The sequence below is a fragment of the Sphingobacterium zeae genome (assembly GCF_030818895.1).
Taxonomy (GTDB): domain Bacteria; phylum Bacteroidota; class Bacteroidia; order Sphingobacteriales; family Sphingobacteriaceae; genus Sphingobacterium; species Sphingobacterium zeae.
This window is the reverse complement of sequence record NZ_JAUTBA010000001.1, coordinates 865,063-885,078: the sequence shown is the minus strand read 5'-3', so window position 1 is coordinate 885,078 and position 20,016 is coordinate 865,063. Positions and strand designations below refer to the sequence as shown.

Below are 20,016 nucleotides of genomic sequence, written 5' to 3'. Positions count from 1 at the left end.
ATCAGATGCCACAAGCCTTTGCTCGGGCACTTTAAATGCATTGCTTCTTACATATTTAGTTTATAAATCTTTTGAATTAAGAAATTATGTTACACGATCCTAATCATCTTTACATCTTCGACACCACATTGCGTGATGGCGAGCAGGTACCCGGATGCCAATTAACTACTCCAGAGAAAATTGAGATCGCAAAGGACTTAGAAAAACTGGGCGTTGATATTATCGAAGCTGGTTTCCCAGTGTCTAGCCCCGGTGATTTTCAATCGGTGGTAGAATTGTCCAAAGCCGTGAACGATGTCATTATATGTGCATTGACCCGTGCCAATAAAAACGATATTGATGTAGCTGCCGAAGCATTAAAATATGCCAAACGCCCGCGCATCCACACGGGTATAGGCTCTTCGGATATGCATATCAAATATAAATTCAATAGTACACGGGAAGAAATTTTAGAACGCGCTGTTTCCGCTGTAAAACATGCTAAATCCTATGTAGAGGATGTCGAGTTTTATGCAGAAGATGCCGGTCGCGCAGACTTAGAATTTCTAGCTAAAATGGTGGAATCGGTCATTGCTGCCGGAGCTACTGTCGTTAATATCCCCGATACAAACGGTTATTGTTTACCGGATCAATATGGATCAAAAATCAAGTATCTAAAAGAACATGTAAGCAATATCGATCAAGCGATCATTTCTGCACATTGCCACAATGACTTGGGACTCGCAACGGCAAATTCCGTCGCTGCGATACAAAATGGTGCCCGTCAGGTAGAATGTACAATAAACGGTATCGGTGAGCGTGCTGGTAACACATCGCTGGAAGAAGTGGCTATGATCCTTAAGGTACACAAGCAAGCATTTGGAAGTTTAACATCGAATATTGATAGCCGCATGTTTACCTACTTATCCCGCAAGGTAAGTGAAATGATGAATATGCCTGTGCAGCCAAATAAAGCTATCGTAGGTCGCAATGCTTTTGCACATAGCTCAGGGATCCACCAGGATGGCTTCTTAAAGCATCGCGAAAACTATGAGATTATTAGACCAGAAGATGTTGGTTTGTTGGAAGCTGACATCAATTTTAACGGCCCGTTCTGGAAGACATGCACTTAAACATCATTTAGAGCGCTTAGGATTTCACCTTGAAAAAGACGATCTAGCAGATTGCTATCAACGCTTTTTGGTTCTGGCCGACGAAAAGAAAAATATTTGCGATGATGACCTAAAAAGCCTCGTCCAAGAAAAAATCTAGAAAAGGAAGGCTGCTCATGCAGCCTTTTTTCTTCAAAAAAAATCAACTATATTTAAACATACAGTAGTGGTAGAATCTTTAGTATAACAGCGGGTATCTGCATTTTCTTACCTACTTTAACTGGGCAATCCTCTAACAATGAATCTTTCAACCTTAAATATCGATTCCGAGGCCACGCTTGAACGCATCAAGTCTGTGGTCAATCGCACCCCCTTACAGTATAACAGGCATTTATCCGAAAAATATGGCGCCGAAGTTTACCTCAAACGAGAAGACTTACAGGTCGTACGTTCGTACAAGTTACGGGGAGCCTATAATAAGATTATTTCACTTACAGAAGAAGAGCGGCAGCTTGGCGTTGTATGCGCAAGCGCAGGTAATCATGCACAAGGCGTCGCTTTTTCCTGTAATAAGCTCGATATCAAAGGAGTAATATTTATGCCCGGCCCGACACCACGCCAGAAAATCTCGCAAACCGAAATGTGGGGCAATGGCAATGTAGAAATCATCTTAACCGGCGACACCTTTGACGACTGCCAAAAGGCTGCGCTGGCTTATACTGCAGAGTACGGCATGACTTTTATTCCTCCTTTTGATGACCTCAAAATTGTAGAAGGTCAGGGCACCGTTGCTGTTGAAGCCTTGCAGGATCTACCGGATATGGACGCTATGTTTATTCCTATTGGTGGTGGCGGTCTGGCTGCAGGTGCTAGCTATTACCTTAAAAATAAAAACAAAGCCATTAGATGTTATGGTGTAGAACCCGAAGGTGCCCCTTCTATGCAAGCTGCCCTGACCCATGGCGCACCGATTGAACTTGAACATATTAACAAATTCGTTGATGGGGCAGCTGTTAAAAAAATCGGTGCCACAACATTCGAAATCGCTAAACAACTGCTGGATGATACGCGCTCTATTCCCGAAGGAAAAATCTGTACCTGTATCTTAGAACTATATAATAAGGATGCAATTGTCGTCGAACCTGCGGGAGCACTCTCCGTAGCAGCGCTTGAGTTTCACAAAGATGAAATTAAAGGAAAGAAAGTCGTCTGTATCATATCCGGTGGAAATAATGATATTGACCGCATGAGTGAAATCAAAGAACTGTCTTTACTTTACGAAGGTTACAAGCATTATTTCATCGTTCGTTTCCCACAAAGACCTGGCGCATTAAAACTTTTCGTATCCGAAGTATTGGGACCTAAAGACGACATTACGCGATTTGAGTTTATCAAAAAGACAGAACGAGAAAGGGGCCCCGCGCTGGTCGGCATCGAGCTCAACAAACCCGAAGATTATACAACATTAATTGAACGCATGAAAGAATATAAGTTTGATGTCATTGAGATCAATAAAGACCAAACGTTATTCGAGTATTTGGTATAAAAATAAAAAGCAAAGTTTTCATCACATAAAAATCTTATATTTAATTGTTTAATCAAAAAAATAAGCACATATGAGAGTAGTAATTTTAGCAATTCTGACCTTAATAGGTCAGCTTACCTTTGCGCAGACAGACAAAAGTAAACGGCCAAGTCCTCCTGATAACACCAAGGTGACTACGGTCGATGGTATCACAATCGACATCAATTACAGCCGTCCATCATTGAAAGGCCGTCAACTGGGTGTCGATGTTGCCCCTATCGGAAAAGTATGGCGAACGGGAGCAAATGAAGCTACCACGATCGAATTCGATAAAGATGTGTTGGTTGAAGGCAAGAAATTGGCAGCTGGAAAATATAGTCTTTACAGTATCCCTGGTGAACATGAAACAACGATCATGTTCAATAAAATTTGGAATCAGTGGGGAACGAAATATGATTCCAAAGAAGACGCCTTAAACATTTCCGTCAGTAATGCAACAGCAAGCACCTCACAGGAACAATTTAAGATCGATGCAAGTCCACAGGGAACAGTCTCGTTGGCGTGGGGAGCATATGTGGTACCCTTTACGGTTAAAGCCAGCAAATAGTTACGATGCTTTACAGTCAATCAAAATTTATTGCACAGAAAAAGGGACTGATAGTAGTCCCTTTTTTATAAAAACACCGTATTGTGCACATCCCAATAGTTTCGGCTAGACAGCTAATTTTTCAAGTATTTTTGCAAAAATTGATCCTGCTCCCACAGTAGATGGAAGATATTTTCCTTGGCAACATACCCATGCGCTTCACGCGGCAAAATTACCATCCGCACAGGAGCTCCCAAATTCTTTAGCGCCTGGAAATAGCGCTCGGTCTGCAAAGTAAATGTCCCGGGATTATTATCTGCTCCACCATGAATCAATAACAGTGGTGTTTTCATCCGGTCGGCACTTATAAAAGGAGACATGGTCATGTACAATGCGGGATCATCCCAGAAGTTTCGCTGTTCACTTTGAAAACCGAATGGTGTTAAGGTTCGATTATATGCTCCGGAGCGTGCTATTCCCGCTGCAAACAATTTGGAATTGGACAACAAATGCGCTGTCATAAATGCACCATAGGAATGCCCGCCTACCGCAACTTTTTTTCGATCGATATAGCCCAGCTGGTCTACCGCATCGATTGCTGCCTCAGCATTGGCCACAAGTTGCTCAATAAAAGTATCATTCGGTTCTTTTGTCCCTTCTCCAACAATTGGGAAGGCAGCATTATCCAATACAGCATACCCTTTAGATACCCAATAGATAAAAGAACCATAACTTGGGAATGTAAACTCCTTAGGGTTGGCCGTGCTCTGTCCAGCCGTATGCTTATCCTTGTATTCCCTTGGGTAAGCCCACATGAGCAATGGTAATTTTTCCTTTTTATTAAAATCATAACCTGCAGGCAGATAAAGCGTTCCCGAAAGCTCTACCCCATCGTTACGCTTGTAATTCAAAATCTCTTTATGAACTTTTTCCAAGGATTTGAACGGGTTTTCAAGAGCTGTTAGTGTCGACTGTTTCCCTGATTTCATATTTTTCATGTAATAATTGGGGTATATCGATGCTGATTGAAGCGAAATTAATAAATCCTCTGTTTTGGGATTCACTATTTGGATAATACGTTCTTGTAGTGCGGATGCTGCTGCAGTGTATATTCGCTTTTTCTTTAAAGAGTGTAAATTGAGCTCATCCACAAAGGGGAACTCGCCATCTTTCGTAAACCCCTTGCCCACAAATAAAACCTTATCCTTATCTATATACATGGAGTATGTGCCTAAGCTATTTCTTTCCGTATACACGTCTCCAGGATCATTATACACGTCCTGACTGTTCCGATCGTGCAGCAGTTTGGATTCTCCCGTGGAAGGATTAACCACAAAAGTTTTCCTATTTCTAGTATCATACCATTGCGAATGAATCAAAGCATACTTCTCATTGCCCCATACGACACCTGCATAACGGTCTTTGGTTTTGAAAATAAGCTTTCCCGTCCCCTTGAAAGGGTATGACAAGGTATATAAGGCATCCCGAAACTCCGCCTCCTTATTCGCATCCCCGCCGTCCATTGCTTCCACATAAGCTAACGTAGCGGGTTGGTCGCTCCGCCAATGCCAGGCCCGCTTTCCTGAGCGTGTCGACGAAAACCCTTTCGGCATGACTTCCGTCAAAGGAGTCTCATTAACAAGAGTGATTTCTTTGCCAGTACGATCATAGATATGTACTTTTTGCGGAAAATATGATAGCGGAACCACATACGAATAGGGCTTCGCGATCGTCGATACCATCACATATTCGCCATTCGGGGAAAAGCTGATCCCTGTATAAATGGCTTTGTCTTTAAAAGGCGAAATTTTGCCGTCAAGATCCACAAGCTGCAGATTCGACTGCGCCAATGTTTCAAAGTTTGCCTCGTCCAATGGACTCTTCAGCAAGTCTTGATACGTTCTCAACTGGGAAACCTTTCCATCGCTTGTTGAAACAACCGGTCCTTTCGGCAAATCTTTGGAAGGATCCAACAGTGCAGGCCTATCCTGCGGCAGACTGGTGATCATTAAACCTGACGAATTTTTCAACCATTGAAAAGGTGCTGTCATTGTCCCATTCAAATTGTAATTGGTTAACTGTTTGACGTTCCGCGTAGCGAGATCAACAACAAATAAAGCTGTCCCGCTATCATTGCTATTGCTGAATGCCAAATACTTATTGTCCGGAGAAAACGCAAAGTTGGATAGTGCCGCATTTTCTGGCATCCCGGAAAAGTCAGTATATTCAACATTTTGATCTATTTTTTTTAAGGTAATCTTATCGTAAAAGAGCGTTGAACTCTCCATATATGTTTTCGGATTAATCCTTAATCCCGCCAGTTTCATTTCTTCCTGCCCCAATTCGGCCAGACTTTTATAAGTCGGGCGAAATGTAAAAAGCATCCAATTTTTATCGCCTGAAATTTTCAGCTGAGGAGGGCGTACATAATCGGCTAACGTCAGAATTTCAGTAGAGGGCTTTTGAAAGGTAATGTTTTCTTGCGCTTTCGTTTGTAGTGAAGTTAATAGCAAGAGACCATAGAATAGTTTCTTCATAAATTTATTTTTCAAATTAGGACAAAATAAACTAATAAAATATTCATTACGAAGCAAGATCTGTAGCTTTTTTATGACACTAAAATTAAACTTAAATCATTTGTAAAAAAGGGGTAAAAATTACCAATTTAAAGTTATCCACATTTTTAAAACACACAAAATCAACGACTTGATCATAACAACCCGCTACAAACGCATGCTCTGTTAAACTTTTACCCAAAATGTGGAAAAGTCGACCTACCGCATAGCAGGAAAATGTAGGATATTTGTTAAGCTAATAAAAGAATTAGCAACTCAATGAAGTTTTTTACGTATCAGAAACGGACCTTTCTATTTGATAAGTGTCTGTTTTCAGCGCCCGGCCTAACCTTAGGATCGGGATCCCCTATTCAAATTGATACAATTAACTTCGTTCTGAGTTTTTCTATAAAGATTGGAATAAAAAAAATAAACAAGTAACATGGCAAGAATTATCAAATTTGAGAAAAACGATTGTGCCCCTTGCGCACAAGTATCGGCTTATTTGGATCAAAAAGGTATCCAATATGAAACGGTTAATCCTTTTGATGAACCAGACTTGGCCGCACGATTCAAAATCCGCACAGTACCTACTGTAATTGTGTTGGAAAATGAAGAGATTCAACACCGTATCATTGGCTTTAAACCAGAAGAATTGGCTGCCATTGCACTTTAATAAATTCAGCGTATCATTTAAAACAAACAACAACATGATACACATTTATTATGATTCCAAAACGGGCAACGTACAGCGTTTTATGGACAAGGTCGCTCAAATAACAGGCTGGCAAATCCATAAAATAACCCCCGATTTGGCGGTAAAAGATGCTGGCCATTTGGTCACTTTCACCACAAATTTTGGGCAAGTACCCGAAAATACAGTAGAATTCATGAAACGCGAAGCTAAAAACATCTATTCTGTTACTTCCAGCGGTAATCGCAATTGGGGGCCGAATTATGGCTTGGCAGCTGATCGCATTTCACAAGATTTCGACATTCCACTGGCGTTCAAATTTGAACTGTCCGGAACAATGGAAGACATTAATCAATTTATTGACATCTTAAAGAACTTTTGCGATGGTAGCAAACGAAGTAGCAAAAAACTGGATATTGCTTAATAATGAAATCATGATTAAGCATGATGACGAATTCAGCTTACATAAAGATAAGGAAGCAGTTCGTGCCTATTTCTTAGAATATGTAAATAAGAACACGGTGTTCTTTTATACATTGAAAGAAAAAATAGACTATTTGGTAGAGAACAACTATTACATTGACTTTTACCAATGGTTTACATTTGAAGAAATGGAAGAAGTATTCAACTATGTATACGCTAAAAAATTCCGTTTTGAATCTTTTATGGCGGCCTTCAAATTCTTCCAGAGCTACGCTTTGCGTGACGATTCTGGTGAGAAGTTCCTAGAACGCTATGAAGACCGTGTTGTTGCTGTTTCCCTATTCTTGGCAAGAGAAGAAGGTGTAAAAAAAGCAATTGAATACGCCGAAATCATGATCAATCAAGAATACCAACCAGCGACGCCTACCTTCTTAAATGCAGGAAAGAAACGCTCGGGCGAGTTGGTATCTTGTTTCTTGGATGAAATCGGTGACAACTTAAACGGTATTGGTTACGCGGTTGATTCTGCTATGAAGTTATCTTCTATCGGTGGTGGCGTATCGTTCAATATCTCCAAAATTCGTGCTCGTGGCGAGGCAATTAAAGGTGTTGAAGGTCGTGCGGGTGGTGTACTTCCTATTATGAAAATCATGGAAGATACGTTCTCCTATGCCAATCAATTGGGACAGCGTCCGGGTGCAGGTGCCGTATATCTTAATATTTTCCACTCCGATATTGAAGAATTTTTGGATTGTAAAAAGATCAATGTCGATGAAAAGGTACGCATCAAATCTTTGTCTATCGGTATTATCGTGCCTGATAAATTCATGGAATTGGCAGAAAAAGATGAGCCTTGCTATTTGATCTATCCACATACCGTCATGCAAGAGTATGGACAATTCTTAGACGAGATGGATATGGACAAAATGTATGACGAATTGATCACGAATCCAAACGTGAAAAAGAAAAAGATCAATGCCCGTCACCTCTTGGTTAAGATTGCACAGACACAAAAAGAATCCGGTTACCCGTATATATTTTTTAAAGAGAATACCAACCGTGTCCATGCGTTAAATGAAATCGGTCAGGTAAAATTCTCTAACCTATGTACGGAGATCATGCAGGTATCTCAAGTATCCGACATTGAGATCTATGGAAAACAAGATACCATCCGTTATGGCATCTCCTGTAATCTTGGTTCATTGAATATTGCAACTGTAATGGACAACAAACGTATCAAAGAAACCGTAAAAACGGCTATGCGTGCTTTAACTGTCGTTACCGATGTAACCAATATTGATATGGTCCCTTCGATTGCAAAAGCAAATCGCGAGTTGCATTCCGTAGGGCTAGGTGCGATGAACTTACACGGTTATCTTGCGAAAAGCTTCATCATGTACGAATCTAACGAAGCATTGGATTTTGCCAATACGTTCTTTATGATGATGAACTATTATTCATTGGAAGCATCCATGGAAATTGCCAAGGAACGTGGTAAAACATTTGTTGGATTTGAAAAATCAGCCTATGCTGATGGAACCTATTTCAACAACTATGTCAACCGCGATTATATGCCAAAAACAGCGAAGGTAACGGAGTTATTCGAAGGAATACATATTCCAACGGTGGAAGATTGGTTGGCGTTAAAAGCACAAATCAAAGAACATGGCATCTACCATGCTTATCGCTTGGCTATTGCTCCAAATCAGTCGACTTCCTATATCATGAATGCTACTGCATCGGTTATGCCTATTGTAGATATCATTGAAGTACGTGAATATGGCGACAGCACAACTTACTATCCAATGCCATATTTGACAAATGATAATTATTTCTATTTTAAATCGGCATATGATATGGATCAATTCAAGGTATTAAAGCTGATTTCAGTCATTCAACGTCATATCGATCAGGGTGTATCCACTATTTTGCATACCAATTCAAAAGATTCGACGAGAGATTTATCGAGATATTATATCTATGCACATAAACTAGGGTTAAAATCCCTTTATTACACACGGACAAGAAAATCAACGATTGACGAATGTGTCTCTTGTTCAGCTTAATTTTGCGATTTGGTAAACTAAACGCCTAATACTTTAAACTAAAAATGAGTAAAACATATAAAGCCGTCAACTGGAATACCCCCGAGAACGATTATGTATTAATGTTCTGGGAACAAAATATCCGTCAATTCTGGATCGACACTGAATACATTCCATCGAAAGATATTGATAGTTGGAAACGCATCAGTCCAGAAATGAAAGATGCGTATAAAAAAGCATTGGGTGGCTTAACCTTATTGGATACCCTTCAGAGTCATACGGGTATGCCTAAGATCATCGATCACATCGACACATTACAGAATAAAGCGGTATTGTCCTATATGTGTATGATGGAAGCTATCCATGCAAAATCGTATTCTACTATTTTCACAACAGTTTCTACAACCGCTGAAATCAACGATATTTTCGAATGGGTTCAGCAAAATAAATACTTACAATACAAAGCGCAAACAATCGATGGTTATTATCGTGCGATCGATAAAGAAGATGCTTCAGAAGAAGAAATCTATATGGCGATGGCTTCTTCTGTATTATTGGAGTCCTTCCTGTTCTATTCCGGGTTCTTCCTACCGTTATGGTTATGTGGACAAGGGGAGATGGTCGCATCAGCTGATATCATTAAAAAAATCATCGCTGACGAATCCATACATGGTGTATTCGTAGGATTGATCGCTCAAGATCAATTCAAAAAACTAAAAAATCAAGATCAGGTCAAAGCACGTTTTTTGGCACTTCTTTACAATTTATATGAAAATGAATTGAAATATACCGAAGAGATCTATACCGAAGTAGGTTTAACTGCCGAGGTGAAAGAATATGTTCGCTATAATGCCAACAAAGCGTTAATGAATCTTGGATTTGATCCGATCTTCGAAGTAAAACAGGTTAATCCAATCGTATTGAATGGATTGAATACCGAGACAACACAACATGATTTCTTCTCCAAGAAATCAACGAACTACGAAAAAGCAACTGAGATTGTTCATCTAAAAGATGATGACTTTAAAATGGATGTGGTCGTAGATATATAATATTGGCGATAGCTTAAAAAAAAGCCGTTAAGATCAATTCTTAACGGCTTTTTTTTATGTGACTCCGGTACCCGACCAACTCTGAACAGTCACTGAGTTTTTTGCTTGAAGCAGCATTAGACAAAGCGCTGCTTCTAAAATAACTTTGCTGATTCGGGATTTTTCACCTATAAATCAGTTTAGATAATCATGGCTATCCATTTTGATAGCCATGACTACTATTGAAAGATCTATTGATACCCTGGATTTTGAGTCAATTTATTGTTGCGTTGAATCTCATCAGGTGAAATAGGCCATAAGAGATCGGATTCTTTAAATGTCGCACCAGATGCGTTTTTCGCACCGATTAGCGGAACAAAATCTACTTTTCCGGCTTCTGTTGTGGAGATTACAGGGAACATCTTTGTACGTACAATATCATCCCACATTTTGTATTCCAACGGTAATTCGCGTAGACGTTCTTTCCAGCATTCTTTGACAAAATTTTCTGCTGACAATCCTTGTAGCTCGGCCGTGAAAGCAGCAACGGATTTTCCAGCTGTGTTCGCACGTGCTTTGACCTGTGCTAAATATCCGGCTGCTTCAGCACTTACACCTGTTGATTTAGCAATACTTTCGGCCGCAGTTAATAGAGCTTCGGCATAACGGTAAAAATTCCAATCCTTTGTCCCTCTTCCTGTCGTTAACAGAGCTTGCTCATCGACATAATACCATATACCAGCATCTTCCGAAGTCCATTTTTTACCATTAATCGGATTGGTATAAGACCAGTGAAAGAACTGGTTAGGTTTGATCCGTAAATCATCTTTATCGTAAACATTCAAAAACTGCTTCGTAGGACCAAAAACACGCTCAAATATCGAATAAGTAGTAAATACCGAAACTGCAGACGAGCTAAAAGCTGTTGCAGTCCTTGCTCCGCTATTAGCAACAAGGTCATCAAATTCCTGTGCATAAATCACCTCATCTAGGTCATCCGTCTTACGCAATAAGTTGTAGGCACTATTTTCTGCAAAATCTGTATTTTGGGTCATCTTATGCGGCGAATTGACCACAATTTTAGCCATAGTCGCCGCATCTGCAAATTTACCTTGTTGTAAATAAACATCGGCCAAAAGCATTGCGGCTGCATATTTTGTAATGCGATGGCCCTCTGCAAATTTTTTAGCTGGTAGCACTTCCACAGCACTTTTCAGGTCTGCCTCTATCAATTCATAGATCTTCGTCGCCTCGGTACGTTCTAGATAAAGTGGATCGTTCAACGTCTCATTCGGGAGTGTATAAAAGGGCACTGCTCCAAATGTTTTAACAAGATAAAAGTAGTTATAGGCTCTAAAAAATTTGGCTTCCGCCAATAAGGTATTTTTCTTGGTCTCATTGACCATGTTTATCTGCGGGATATACTTTACACCTGCATTAGCGATGTTAATGGCTTCGTAAGCTCCATCCCAAATGGTATTCATCGTGGGTGATATTACGCTCGTATTTTGTTGTCGCGTCAACTCACGCGCAAACAAGGTGACACGCTCTTGCCCTTCATAACTATTCGTAAAATACCCGGTTAAAATGGTATTAATGGAAGCCGTAGAACCTAGATAGGAACCTGTTGTAGAATAACGTAATGGTGAACCCCGACGGTAAAGTGCGTTTACAGTTGCTTCGGCCTGTCCTTCATTTTCATAATAGCTAATTAATGACAGGTTAGAGCTAGGATTTTCTTCCAAAAATTTATTACAGGATGTTGTAAGAGCCAGTCCGGCCAATAACAACATGATTAATTTTGTCTTCATCTTTTTAAATTCTATGCATTAAAATGTAACATTAACACCCAAAGAGAATGTTTTCGCTCTAGGATAGGAGAAAAAGGTCATGTTTTGTCCAAATTTTCCATTCCCTTGTGCAGTAAATTGAGAAGTCATTTCTGGATCATACTGAGAAGTACTTTCCGGGTCGTAACCTTTAAAATCTTTTGACGTGAATAAGAATGGATTATTCGCATTCGCGTAGATACGCAGTCTCGATAAGCCTATGCGCTTTAGTACGTCCGAATTAAACGTATAGCCAAATTGTATCAAATTTACACGCACATAAGAACCATCCGCAACCCAAGCATCGTCCACATTGGTGTCCTGTCCCGCATGCCCTCCATTAGTCAGGTAGATCGCCTGTTGTTTGGTATCCGGATTGGAACCGTTATAGGCATCCGTCAGAATTTCCTTCAGACCGTTCGTAATACCAAAACGGTCATATGTTGAATGGAAAAATTGTTGCATGACGTCCACTCCCTTCACAAATTGGAGGTCTAACGTAAAGTCGAAGCTTTTATAACGCAAGTTGTTGATTAAGCTACCGGTCCAATCTGGCAGACCTTTACCGATAATTTCTTTCTCGGTTGTGCGTTTTGCACGCCCGATTTGATTTAGCGTAGCATTTCCGGCATCCACATCAGCTTGAGTATATACCCCCAATCTTCTGTAACCGTAAAAACTATTTAAGTTTTCGCCAACGCGGATCACACTATTTGCACCACCAACCCAATCGTTCTTTAAAATATCAGCATTGTTTTCGCCCAATTTCAATACCTTATTCTTGTTGTAGTTGGCGTTCAACGATGCTTTCCAATCAAAATTCTCATTGGTCACAATCGTACCAGTAATCATCATATCCAGCCCCTGATTTTGAACAGAGCCAATATTCTTCATAACGGATTTAAAACCGGTCGCTCTTGGTATCGGTGTCTCCAACAGTAGGTCTGTTGTTTTTCGACGGTAATAAGAAACATCAAAATTTAGACGATTTTGAAGTAAACCCAATTCCACCCCAACATCAAACTGTGCAGTTTTCTCCCACTTTAAATCTTCATTTGAAATCGTGCTGACATAAGACCAAGGCGCCCGTGTATTATTTAATAAAATTGTACCAGCATCTACGATTGATAACGATCGATAAGGATCAATTTCAGAGTTCCCTGTTAAACCGTAACTTGTATGCAGCTTCAAGTTGCTAATGGTCTGATTATCCTTTAAAAATTCCTCATTGGACACATTCCAAGCCAAACCTAATGAAGGAAAAAATGCGTATTTATTGTTCTTGCCAAATTTGGATGAACCATCATAACGACTTGTAACTGTTGCAGAGTAGCGATTATCATAAGAGTATGCTGCACGCAAGAAATACGAATTCATCGCCCAATCATTGTAGAATGATTCAGGCGTAGCTGGCGTTACACCTAGGTTCATTCGATTATACTCATAGAAATCATCTGGGAATCCTTCCGTCCGCATTTTATCGTAGTCATAGGTCTTCTTTTGCCACGACAGACCTGCCATTGCATTGATGCGATGTTTATCAAATTGCTTATTATAGGTCAGATAGGTTTCTTCCTGCCAATACAGCGTATTGGTATGCGAACGTTCCGCCCAACCATTTGGTCTGGAAATATTGTTTAATAATTTTGAAGAGTATCCTTTATAGTCTTTTCTATGGTGATCAATCCCCAATTGCGTTTTCAAATCCAATCCATCGGCCAGATGAAAGGTTAATGCCGCATTTCCAAAAATCTGTGTATTATAGCGTAGGCGTTTTTGCAAATCCAAAATGGAAACCGGATTGGCCATTCCTTCAAAACTTAATTTTTCGGCTACCGTAGACGATGCAGAATTTGTATAGAGTCCATTTTTATCATAAACAGGATACCAAGGGATCATCTCGATCATGGTACGACGCGCTTCCTGTCCACCGCCGTCTTCCGGCGTATAACGTCCCCAGGTATGATTGACGGTTAAATTAATTGCTGTAGAGAGCCATGTTGTCGGTTTTGCATCATAAGCCATTTTTGCATTAATCCGCTTATTCCAGGTATTGTTCATGATTCCCTGCTGATCCGTATAATTCAAAAATGCACCAACAGATGATTTTTCATCGCCTTGTTGTACATTCAATTGGTGATTATGTGAAATAGCCGTACGGGTTGCCTCACGTTGCCAATCGGTATCATACAATGGATTGCCGTTTGAGTCAAAGTAATCTGGGTCATTGAACCAATCTTTTTTATTTAAAGACCAGGGCGTCCATTTATCATTCTTGCTCTTCAGTACTTCACTTTGGTATTTATTTTCATTTTCCAATCCAATCATAAAGGCATCCACCCACTCCTGTGCATTGAGCAAATCCATGTAGCGCTGAGCTGAGCTAACACCCGCTGATCCTTGGTAACTAATCGTTCGAGATCCATCTTTGTTTCCACGTTTTGTGGTTACCAAGATAACACCATTTGCTCCACGCGCACCATAGATTGCCGCAGAAGAAGCATCTTTTAAAACCTCTATGTTTTCGATATCATTCGGATTCAACAAATTGAAATCTTCCATCACGACTCCATCAACTACATATAATGGGTTGGAAGAAGAATTGATCGTTGCTACACCACGAATAACAACTCTATTTGCATTAGCACCAGGTTGGCTTGAATTCGAAAAGATATTTACCCCCGAAGCTTTGCCTCTCAAGGCATCTAAAGCACTGAAACTTTGATCTTTAATCAGGTCGGCTCCTTTAACCATCGCAATAGACCCCGTTACATCCGATTTACGCATGGTACCGTACCCTACAACGACAACTTCGTCCAATTGACTTTGATCATCGTCCAATTGCACGGAAACTGTTGTACCGGAAACAGTGACTTCTTTGGCTTTGTAACCAACGGAAGAAACTACCAGTACATCCCCCGATTTAGCATCTAGTGTAAAATTACCCAAGGCATCGGATTGCGTACCCTTTGAAGTACCTTTAACGGCGATGTTCACTCCCGAAATTGGCTTTCCGGTAGCATCCAATACTTTCCCTTTAACTTGTTGCTGCAAATGGCTCATCTCTTTCACGACGGATTTGCCCTCGTACTTGAATGAAGTTGCGACTGCGGCATTGGCTTGTTGGAAAGTACCAGCAATGACAGCTAATGAGAAAAATAGTTTTGATTTTTTCCCAAGCTGCGCAAGTGATTTTACGTCAACTTTGCTCATATTAATAGTGATTTGGTTTATAAAAACGTTTTAGCAAAATGAAGCTTAGAACGTCTAGTTTAATTTAGTTTCCCTTAATTGATGTTTTTTTGCAATCTGCTGCTTAAAAAATTGCCTATTAGATTCCTTTTGCGTTCATTTACGATAAAATAAATAGCATCAGGTCTAAATGTCTATGGAATTATTGTCTCACAGAATTCGCAATAAATAAGCTAAATCGCTTTTGCTTTTGTTTTAAAAATTTTTTGGTTACCCAATTTTGGTTTTTTAATTGTCTATAAATTTTTGTCTTTCTTTTGGTTATTGTTTCTTGGTTGTAACATGTTATCCAGTTGGAAAGATAACATTTTATTTTTATTGGAGGAAGATTTTTTAAAAAAAATCTTCCTCCAATACCGCACTTTTAGATATTTCCTTTTTTCATTTCGCTGATCGCATAATCGACAGCCCGTGCCGAAAATGCCATATACGTCAATGAAGGATTTTGTGTTGATGTAGACGTCATACTGGCACCATCAGTGACAAATACATTTTTCACAGCATGCATTTGATTCCATTTGTTCAATACCGAAGTCTTCGGATCGTGTCCCATACGTGCACCGCCCATTTCATGAATATCCAAACCTGGAGCCTGCCAGTGTGTATCCGGACGAATATTTGTGAAGCCAGCATCTGTAAACATTTCCGTCATGACAGCGATGTAGTCTTTTTTCATTTTTTCATCGTTCTCATCATAATCGACAGCAATTTTTAATAGCGGAATACCCCAGTCATCTTTTTTACTGCTGTCTAATGAAACCATCCCTGATTCTTTTGGTATGGTTTCACCCATCATGTGAGATCCCACCTGCCACACACCTAATTTGGGATTTAACAAATTATTTTTCAGATCAAGTCCTAAACCTGAACGATCGGACTGTTTACCACGCGATGCACCGAATCCGGCAGCATACCCCCTTAAAAAGTCGGTCTCCTGTTTGTGCAAGTTCCTGAAACGTGGAATATATCCCCCACCCGCGGGATTCCGCCCTTCGGTTTTAAAATCCAACAGTCCTTCATATTCTGCATAGATACGCGCACTATAATTATGAAAGGCGACGTATTTGCCTAAAACGCCACTATCGTTACCCAAACCATTTGGAAAGCGGTTGGACTTAGAATTCAATAAGATCAAATTTGTATTGATTGCCGCCGCATTGACAAAAATCAGCTTAGCATAAAAATCAATCTCTTCTTTTGTATTGGTATCAATCACACGTACGCCCACGGCTTTTCCTTTTTGTTCATCATACAGGATGGAGTGAACTACAGAAAATGGTCGTAAGGTCATATTTCCGGTCTTTGCGGCCCAAGGAATTGTCGTGGCATTCGAACTGAAATATCCACCAAAAGGGCATCCGCGCTGGCAAAGTACCCGATTTTGACACTGTACGCGTCCCTGCTCGATGTGAATGGGATTGGGTTTAGAGAGATGTGCACAGCGTGCTGAAATCACCTTGCGTTCCGGAAATCTCTTTTGAACGCTTTCTTTAAAATACTTTTCAACAATATTTAAGGGGTACCCGGGCAGAAACTCACCATCTGGCAATTCTGGAAGTCCATCGTGGTTTCCAGCAATACCGGCAAATTTTTCGACGTAACTGTACCAAGGTGCTAAATCGGCGTAACGTATCGGCCAATCTACAGCAAAACCATCTCTGGCAGGGCCTTCGAAATCAAAGTCAGACCAACGTTGTGTCTGTCTCGCCCATAATAGCGATTTACCGCCCACCTGGTATCCCCTGATCCAGTCGAAAGGTTTCTCCTGAATATACGGGTGCTCTTTGTCCTTCACAAAAAAATGTGCTGAATCTTCATGAAATGCATAACATTTGCTGACGACTGGATTTTCTTCCTTTACTTTGAAAGGCATTTCGTTCCGATGCTCAAACTCCCAGGGCATCATATTGGTGGTTGGGTAATCTTTAATATGCTGAACATCACGTCCACGTTCCAACACCAATGTTTTTAACCCCTTCTCGCACAACTCTTTCGCAGACCATCCCCCGCTAATTCCAGAACCGATTACAATAGCATCGTAGGTCCTGTTTTTTTCACTGTCAATATTTAAATTTGCCATGTGCTATTTACGCCTTAACTTTTACCTCACCATTATACGGACCCGGAATAAGTTTATAGATCACCTTATTCTTCATCACATATTCTGAGTTCATATACCCCTGAATTGCACGTGATTTGAAAGTTTCAAAAAAAGCCTTCTCGTCGGTTTGGTCTTTTAACGCCATCAATGTGGCCGCAGTCTCTGGACCATTTGCTAAATTTAACCGCTTCTTCAATGCGTTGAAACCTGCAACAAATTTAGCCTGATTTTCTGGCGACTCACAATCGTCCACCATTTTGATGACAAAAAGATGCAGATTCAGATCCTTTCCTCCCGGTGTATCCGATTTGGGAATCAATACGTCGGCGAGATTGCCCAAAAACTGCTCATCCTCCGCCGAAATCTTCAGCTTATTCAATACAATGGATGCACCACCATCATTCAGACAGGACGACAAAATTGTCAGTCCACCTGCTACAATGAAAAATTGCTTTATCGCGGTTCTTCGGTTCATAATCAGAATTCCATTTACAATTCGGTAATATTACGTATATCCAAATAAAAATACAAATGCTAAAACGATTAAATTATCCGAAAATCCTTAAATCCATTGTGATAACAGCGCTTTTGCTTCAGACAAGTTTTCCACAATGTTATCCACAGCTGTTAGTCTAGCACGTTCTACCTCCTGTTTGGTCACCGCAATCAACCGCATACCCGCGCCCAAAGCCGATTTACTTCCAGTTATCGTATCCTCAATAGCCACACAACTATCCGCTGCTAAGTTTAAGTTCGTCAATGCCAAACGGTAAGGCTCAGGATTAGGCTTGGGAAATTCGACGCACTCACGGGTAACGAAAAATTCAAAATAATCCAAAAGCCCATGTTTACCCAAAACCGTATCTACCGTACTGCGGAAACTGGAGGTGACAAGTCCGATATGAATGCCGCTCTCTTTCAAAAACGTTAAGATTTCCCGGGCATCCGGCATCAATTCAATGTCGCTCATGTTGGAATCGGCATAAGCTGCACGTGTACGCTTCCACATATATTCTTCCGTCGTATCGTAGCCGTAGTCATCGACCAATCGTTTGACATTATGTGCTAAAGTATGCCCTGCAAAATCACGAATCCAATCTTCGTAGCTGATCACTAAATTAAATTCATCCTTTAATATCGGCGCCCAATTTTTGAAATAGAAATATTCCGAATCAATCAACGTTCCGTCTAGGTCAAATAACACTGCCTTAATTTTATCCATAGTGTTAAAGATACACAAGTAGGCTGAAAAATCCTATTAAATGACACCGCAATAGGTCGAATTGGAGAGTACACCTCGATAGGTATCCCAAAAACCGATGTAGACATGATAATCAAATTTGTCCATTTTAAATCTCGGGATCTCAACCGTACATTCACCCTGCCGTGCATCCGCGATAGCCATTTTGAGATCCCCCTCCCTATCCAAACTCACCAAGGCCAAATTTAATTTAAAAGTGCTATCCCTGTATTTCGGATTTGGTATCCAGTGTAATTTCAGCAGATCATCCTCCCATCGAGCCTCAACACCTTCGGGTGACATGAGCTCCCCGACAAATACCTGCACTTTTTCCATATTAATAACAGGTCTATTTTCGACATCCAAATCAATCGCGTTTTTGAGAATCTGCTGTTGTGCAAGCTGAAATTTCCCAAGCCCCGATTTTTTAGATTCTTCAAATTGATACCCAAAATTAACAATAGGCTTTATCCAGCCACAAAACTTACCGGCCAATTTCATTTTTTCACGATGTGTCAATTGCGCGTGAGTTGGAGGTTTGGAACTTTTTCTACGCGAACCGCGTATCACCCATTTGCCATTGAGGTTATACCCATAGACTGAGCCCACTTTACCACGAAAACCACCATTCGGACCATCTTCTAATATTGCCATTTTTAAACCTTTTTATTGTAATGCTATAATCTATTTTACAGCCTAACAAATAATAGTCATCAATGTTTGATTTAGTTTAGTAATAAATTAGAATTTAGATAGGTTTAAGTTAGGTTTTAATTAGGTTATACCTAAACAAACCCTAACTAAACCCTAAGCTAACCCTAACTAAACCCTATGCAAATAGGCCATTTGACCTAGTGGATAATACAGGTTGTTTATCATCATTTTTGGATAAGGTTTGGACATTTACTAAGTTTGTTGAAGTGAGCTATACAGAAGGAATACCGCTTAACAGAGATATGCGATGGACGTCGAGCTTAAGTGCTCGCTAAGAAATCTAAAAGCTTCATCGCCTTAAAAATTTATATCATGAAAATAATTGCTATCGGTCGCAATTACATCGACCACGCTAAAGAACTCAATAATCCAGTCCCTGAAACTCCCATTATATTTTTAAAACCTGATACTGCGGTGTTAAAGGATAACAAAGATTTCTATTATCCTGAATTTTCAAAAAATATCCAGTTTGAAACCGAAGTCGTCCTTCGGATATGTAAGGAAGGAAAACATGTGACACCAAAATTTGCATCAACTTATTTCGATGCTGTCGGCCTGGGGATTGACTTTACCGCCAGGGATGTACAGCAAGAATTAAAAGCAAAAAGCCTTCCCTGGGAATTGGCAAAAGCATTTGACCATTCGGCAGTCATCAGCAACTTGATTCCTAAAGAAGAATTTGCGGAAGTAAATTCGATTGATTTCTCCCTGCAGCAAAATGGGCAAACAGTTCAGCAGGGAAATACCAAGGATATGATATTTTCCTACGAAGATCTGATTGTCTACACCTCCAAATTTATTACCCTACGCAAAGGTGACCTCATTTACACCGGAACTCCAGTTGGTGTCGGATCTGTAGCCATCGGCGATTTATTGGAAGGTTTCATTGGCGAACAGAAGATGTTTAGCTGTAAAATCAAATAGCTGGGA

General features: G+C 40.2%; 15 protein-coding genes. 8 read left to right on the top strand and 7 right to left on the bottom strand.

Going from position 1 to position 20,016, the window contains the following annotated elements; all coding sequences use genetic code 11:
• Positions 1-86 precede the first annotated feature (86 nt).
• The 3 genes from QE382_RS03730 (at position 87) to QE382_RS03720 (ending at position 3,223) form a co-directional block, all read left to right on the top strand.
• Entirely contained in the window at positions 87-1,112 is a 1,026-nt protein-coding gene (locus QE382_RS03730) for a 2-isopropylmalate synthase (protein WP_307184734.1), read from the top strand.
• A 277-nt stretch (positions 1,113-1,389) separates the two neighbouring features.
• Entirely contained in the window at positions 1,390-2,637 is a 1,248-nt protein-coding gene (gene ilvA / locus QE382_RS03725) for a threonine ammonia-lyase IlvA (RefSeq protein ID WP_307184733.1), read from the top strand.
• A gap of 70 nt (positions 2,638-2,707) precedes the next feature.
• Positions 2,708-3,223 carry a DUF2911 domain-containing protein gene (locus QE382_RS03720; protein WP_307184732.1) on the top strand — a complete coding sequence of 172 codons (516 nt, stop codon included), beginning with the start codon at positions 2,708-2,710 and terminating at the stop codon, positions 3,221-3,223.
• Between the two features lie 113 nt (positions 3,224-3,336).
• On the opposite strand, the gene QE382_RS03715 is transcribed toward QE382_RS03720, so the two are convergent.
• Positions 3,337-5,739, bottom strand: a complete 2,403-nt coding sequence (locus QE382_RS03715) for a S9 family peptidase (RefSeq protein WP_307184731.1) — start codon at positions 5,737-5,739, stop codon at positions 3,337-3,339.
• Between the two features lie 460 nt (positions 5,740-6,199).
• On the opposite strand from QE382_RS03715, the gene QE382_RS03710 reads away from it, so the two are divergent.
• The 4 genes from QE382_RS03710 to nrdF are packed head-to-tail and all read left to right on the top strand — an operon-like array spanning position 6,200 to position 9,971.
• On the top strand, positions 6,200-6,433 hold the full coding sequence (locus QE382_RS03710; protein ID WP_046673718.1) for a thioredoxin family protein: 234 nt from the start codon (positions 6,200-6,202) through the stop codon (positions 6,431-6,433).
• 34 nt (positions 6,434-6,467) lie between these two features.
• Complete coding sequence (gene nrdI, locus QE382_RS03705) at positions 6,468-6,875, top strand: class Ib ribonucleoside-diphosphate reductase assembly flavoprotein NrdI (protein ID WP_307184730.1); 408 nt, start codon at positions 6,468-6,470, stop codon at positions 6,873-6,875.
• Positions 6,835-8,940, top strand: coding sequence for a class 1b ribonucleoside-diphosphate reductase subunit alpha (gene nrdE, locus QE382_RS03700; protein ID WP_209578156.1), 2,106 nt, complete (start codon positions 6,835-6,837; stop codon positions 8,938-8,940). The genes nrdI and nrdE overlap by 41 nt, the downstream gene beginning before the upstream one ends.
• A 44-nt stretch (positions 8,941-8,984) precedes the next feature.
• Positions 8,985-9,971, top strand: a complete 987-nt coding sequence (gene nrdF, locus QE382_RS03695; protein WP_209578155.1) for a class 1b ribonucleoside-diphosphate reductase subunit beta — start codon at positions 8,985-8,987, stop codon at positions 9,969-9,971.
• A gap of 230 nt (positions 9,972-10,201) precedes the next feature.
• Here nrdF and QE382_RS03690 read toward each other — a convergent pair whose 3' ends face one another.
• The 6 genes from QE382_RS03690 to QE382_RS03665 all read right to left on the bottom strand — a co-directional run bounded on the left by QE382_RS03690 (position 10,202) and on the right by QE382_RS03665 (position 19,026).
• The gene (locus tag QE382_RS03690) at positions 10,202-11,761 is read right to left on the bottom strand and encodes a RagB/SusD family nutrient uptake outer membrane protein (RefSeq protein ID WP_307184729.1); all 1,560 of its coding nucleotides are present in this window, start codon (positions 11,759-11,761) and stop codon (positions 10,202-10,204) included.
• Positions 11,762-11,779: 18 nt separating this feature from the next.
• Positions 11,780-14,992: a SusC/RagA family TonB-linked outer membrane protein gene (locus QE382_RS03685; RefSeq protein ID WP_307184728.1), complete on the bottom strand. Its 3,213-nt coding sequence runs from the start codon at positions 14,990-14,992 to the stop codon at positions 11,780-11,782.
• A gap of 403 nt (positions 14,993-15,395) precedes the next feature.
• The gene (locus QE382_RS03680; protein WP_307184727.1) at positions 15,396-17,111 is read right to left on the bottom strand and encodes a GMC oxidoreductase; all 1,716 of its coding nucleotides are present in this window, start codon (positions 17,109-17,111) and stop codon (positions 15,396-15,398) included.
• A gap of 7 nt (positions 17,112-17,118) precedes the next feature.
• Positions 17,119-17,607, bottom strand: coding sequence for a gluconate 2-dehydrogenase subunit 3 family protein (locus QE382_RS03675; RefSeq protein WP_307184726.1), 489 nt, complete (start codon positions 17,605-17,607; stop codon positions 17,119-17,121).
• Between the two features lie 87 nt (positions 17,608-17,694).
• Positions 17,695-18,354, bottom strand: coding sequence for an HAD family hydrolase (locus QE382_RS03670; protein ID WP_293883975.1), 660 nt, complete (start codon positions 18,352-18,354; stop codon positions 17,695-17,697).
• A gap of 36 nt (positions 18,355-18,390) precedes the next feature.
• Positions 18,391-19,026, bottom strand: coding sequence for a DUF6266 family protein (locus tag QE382_RS03665; RefSeq protein ID WP_307184725.1), 636 nt, complete (start codon positions 19,024-19,026; stop codon positions 18,391-18,393).
• 372 nt (positions 19,027-19,398) lie between these two features.
• Here QE382_RS03665 and QE382_RS03660 point away from each other — a divergent pair, with 372 nt between their 5' ends.
• Complete coding sequence (locus QE382_RS03660) at positions 19,399-20,010, top strand: fumarylacetoacetate hydrolase family protein (RefSeq protein ID WP_293883978.1); 612 nt, start codon at positions 19,399-19,401, stop codon at positions 20,008-20,010.
• Positions 20,011-20,016 lie beyond the last annotated feature (6 nt).

Bases quoted from the DNA above. Each gene is read 5' to 3' on its own strand.
- nrdF (WP_209578155.1), top strand. From the start codon at position 8,985: ATGAGTAAAACATATAAAGCCGTCAACTGGAATACCCCCGAGAACGAT.
- nrdE (WP_209578156.1), top strand. From the start codon at position 6,835: ATGGTAGCAAACGAAGTAGCAAAAAACTGGATATTGCTTAATAATGAA.
- QE382_RS03730 (WP_307184734.1), top strand. From the start codon at position 87: ATGTTACACGATCCTAATCATCTTTACATCTTCGACACCACATTGCGT.
- QE382_RS03665 (WP_307184725.1), bottom strand. From the start codon at position 19,026: ATGGCAATATTAGAAGATGGTCCGAATGGTGGTTTTCGTGGTAAAGTG.
- QE382_RS03660 (WP_293883978.1), top strand. From the start codon at position 19,399: ATGAAAATAATTGCTATCGGTCGCAATTACATCGACCACGCTAAAGAA.
- QE382_RS03670 (WP_293883975.1), bottom strand. From the start codon at position 18,354: ATGGATAAAATTAAGGCAGTGTTATTTGACCTAGACGGAACGTTGATT.
- ilvA (WP_307184733.1), top strand. From the start codon at position 1,390: ATGAATCTTTCAACCTTAAATATCGATTCCGAGGCCACGCTTGAACGC.
- QE382_RS03720 (WP_307184732.1), top strand. From the start codon at position 2,708: ATGAGAGTAGTAATTTTAGCAATTCTGACCTTAATAGGTCAGCTTACC.
- nrdI (WP_307184730.1), top strand. From the start codon at position 6,468: ATGATACACATTTATTATGATTCCAAAACGGGCAACGTACAGCGTTTT.
- QE382_RS03675 (WP_307184726.1), bottom strand. From the start codon at position 17,607: ATGAACCGAAGAACCGCGATAAAGCAATTTTTCATTGTAGCAGGTGGA.
- QE382_RS03715 (WP_307184731.1), bottom strand. From the start codon at position 5,739: ATGAAGAAACTATTCTATGGTCTCTTGCTATTAACTTCACTACAAACG.
- QE382_RS03690 (WP_307184729.1), bottom strand. From the start codon at position 11,761: ATGAAGACAAAATTAATCATGTTGTTATTGGCCGGACTGGCTCTTACA.
- QE382_RS03710 (WP_046673718.1), top strand. From the start codon at position 6,200: ATGGCAAGAATTATCAAATTTGAGAAAAACGATTGTGCCCCTTGCGCA.
- QE382_RS03685 (WP_307184728.1), bottom strand. From the start codon at position 14,992: ATGAGCAAAGTTGACGTAAAATCACTTGCGCAGCTTGGGAAAAAATCA.
- QE382_RS03680 (WP_307184727.1), bottom strand. From the start codon at position 17,111: ATGGCAAATTTAAATATTGACAGTGAAAAAAACAGGACCTACGATGCT.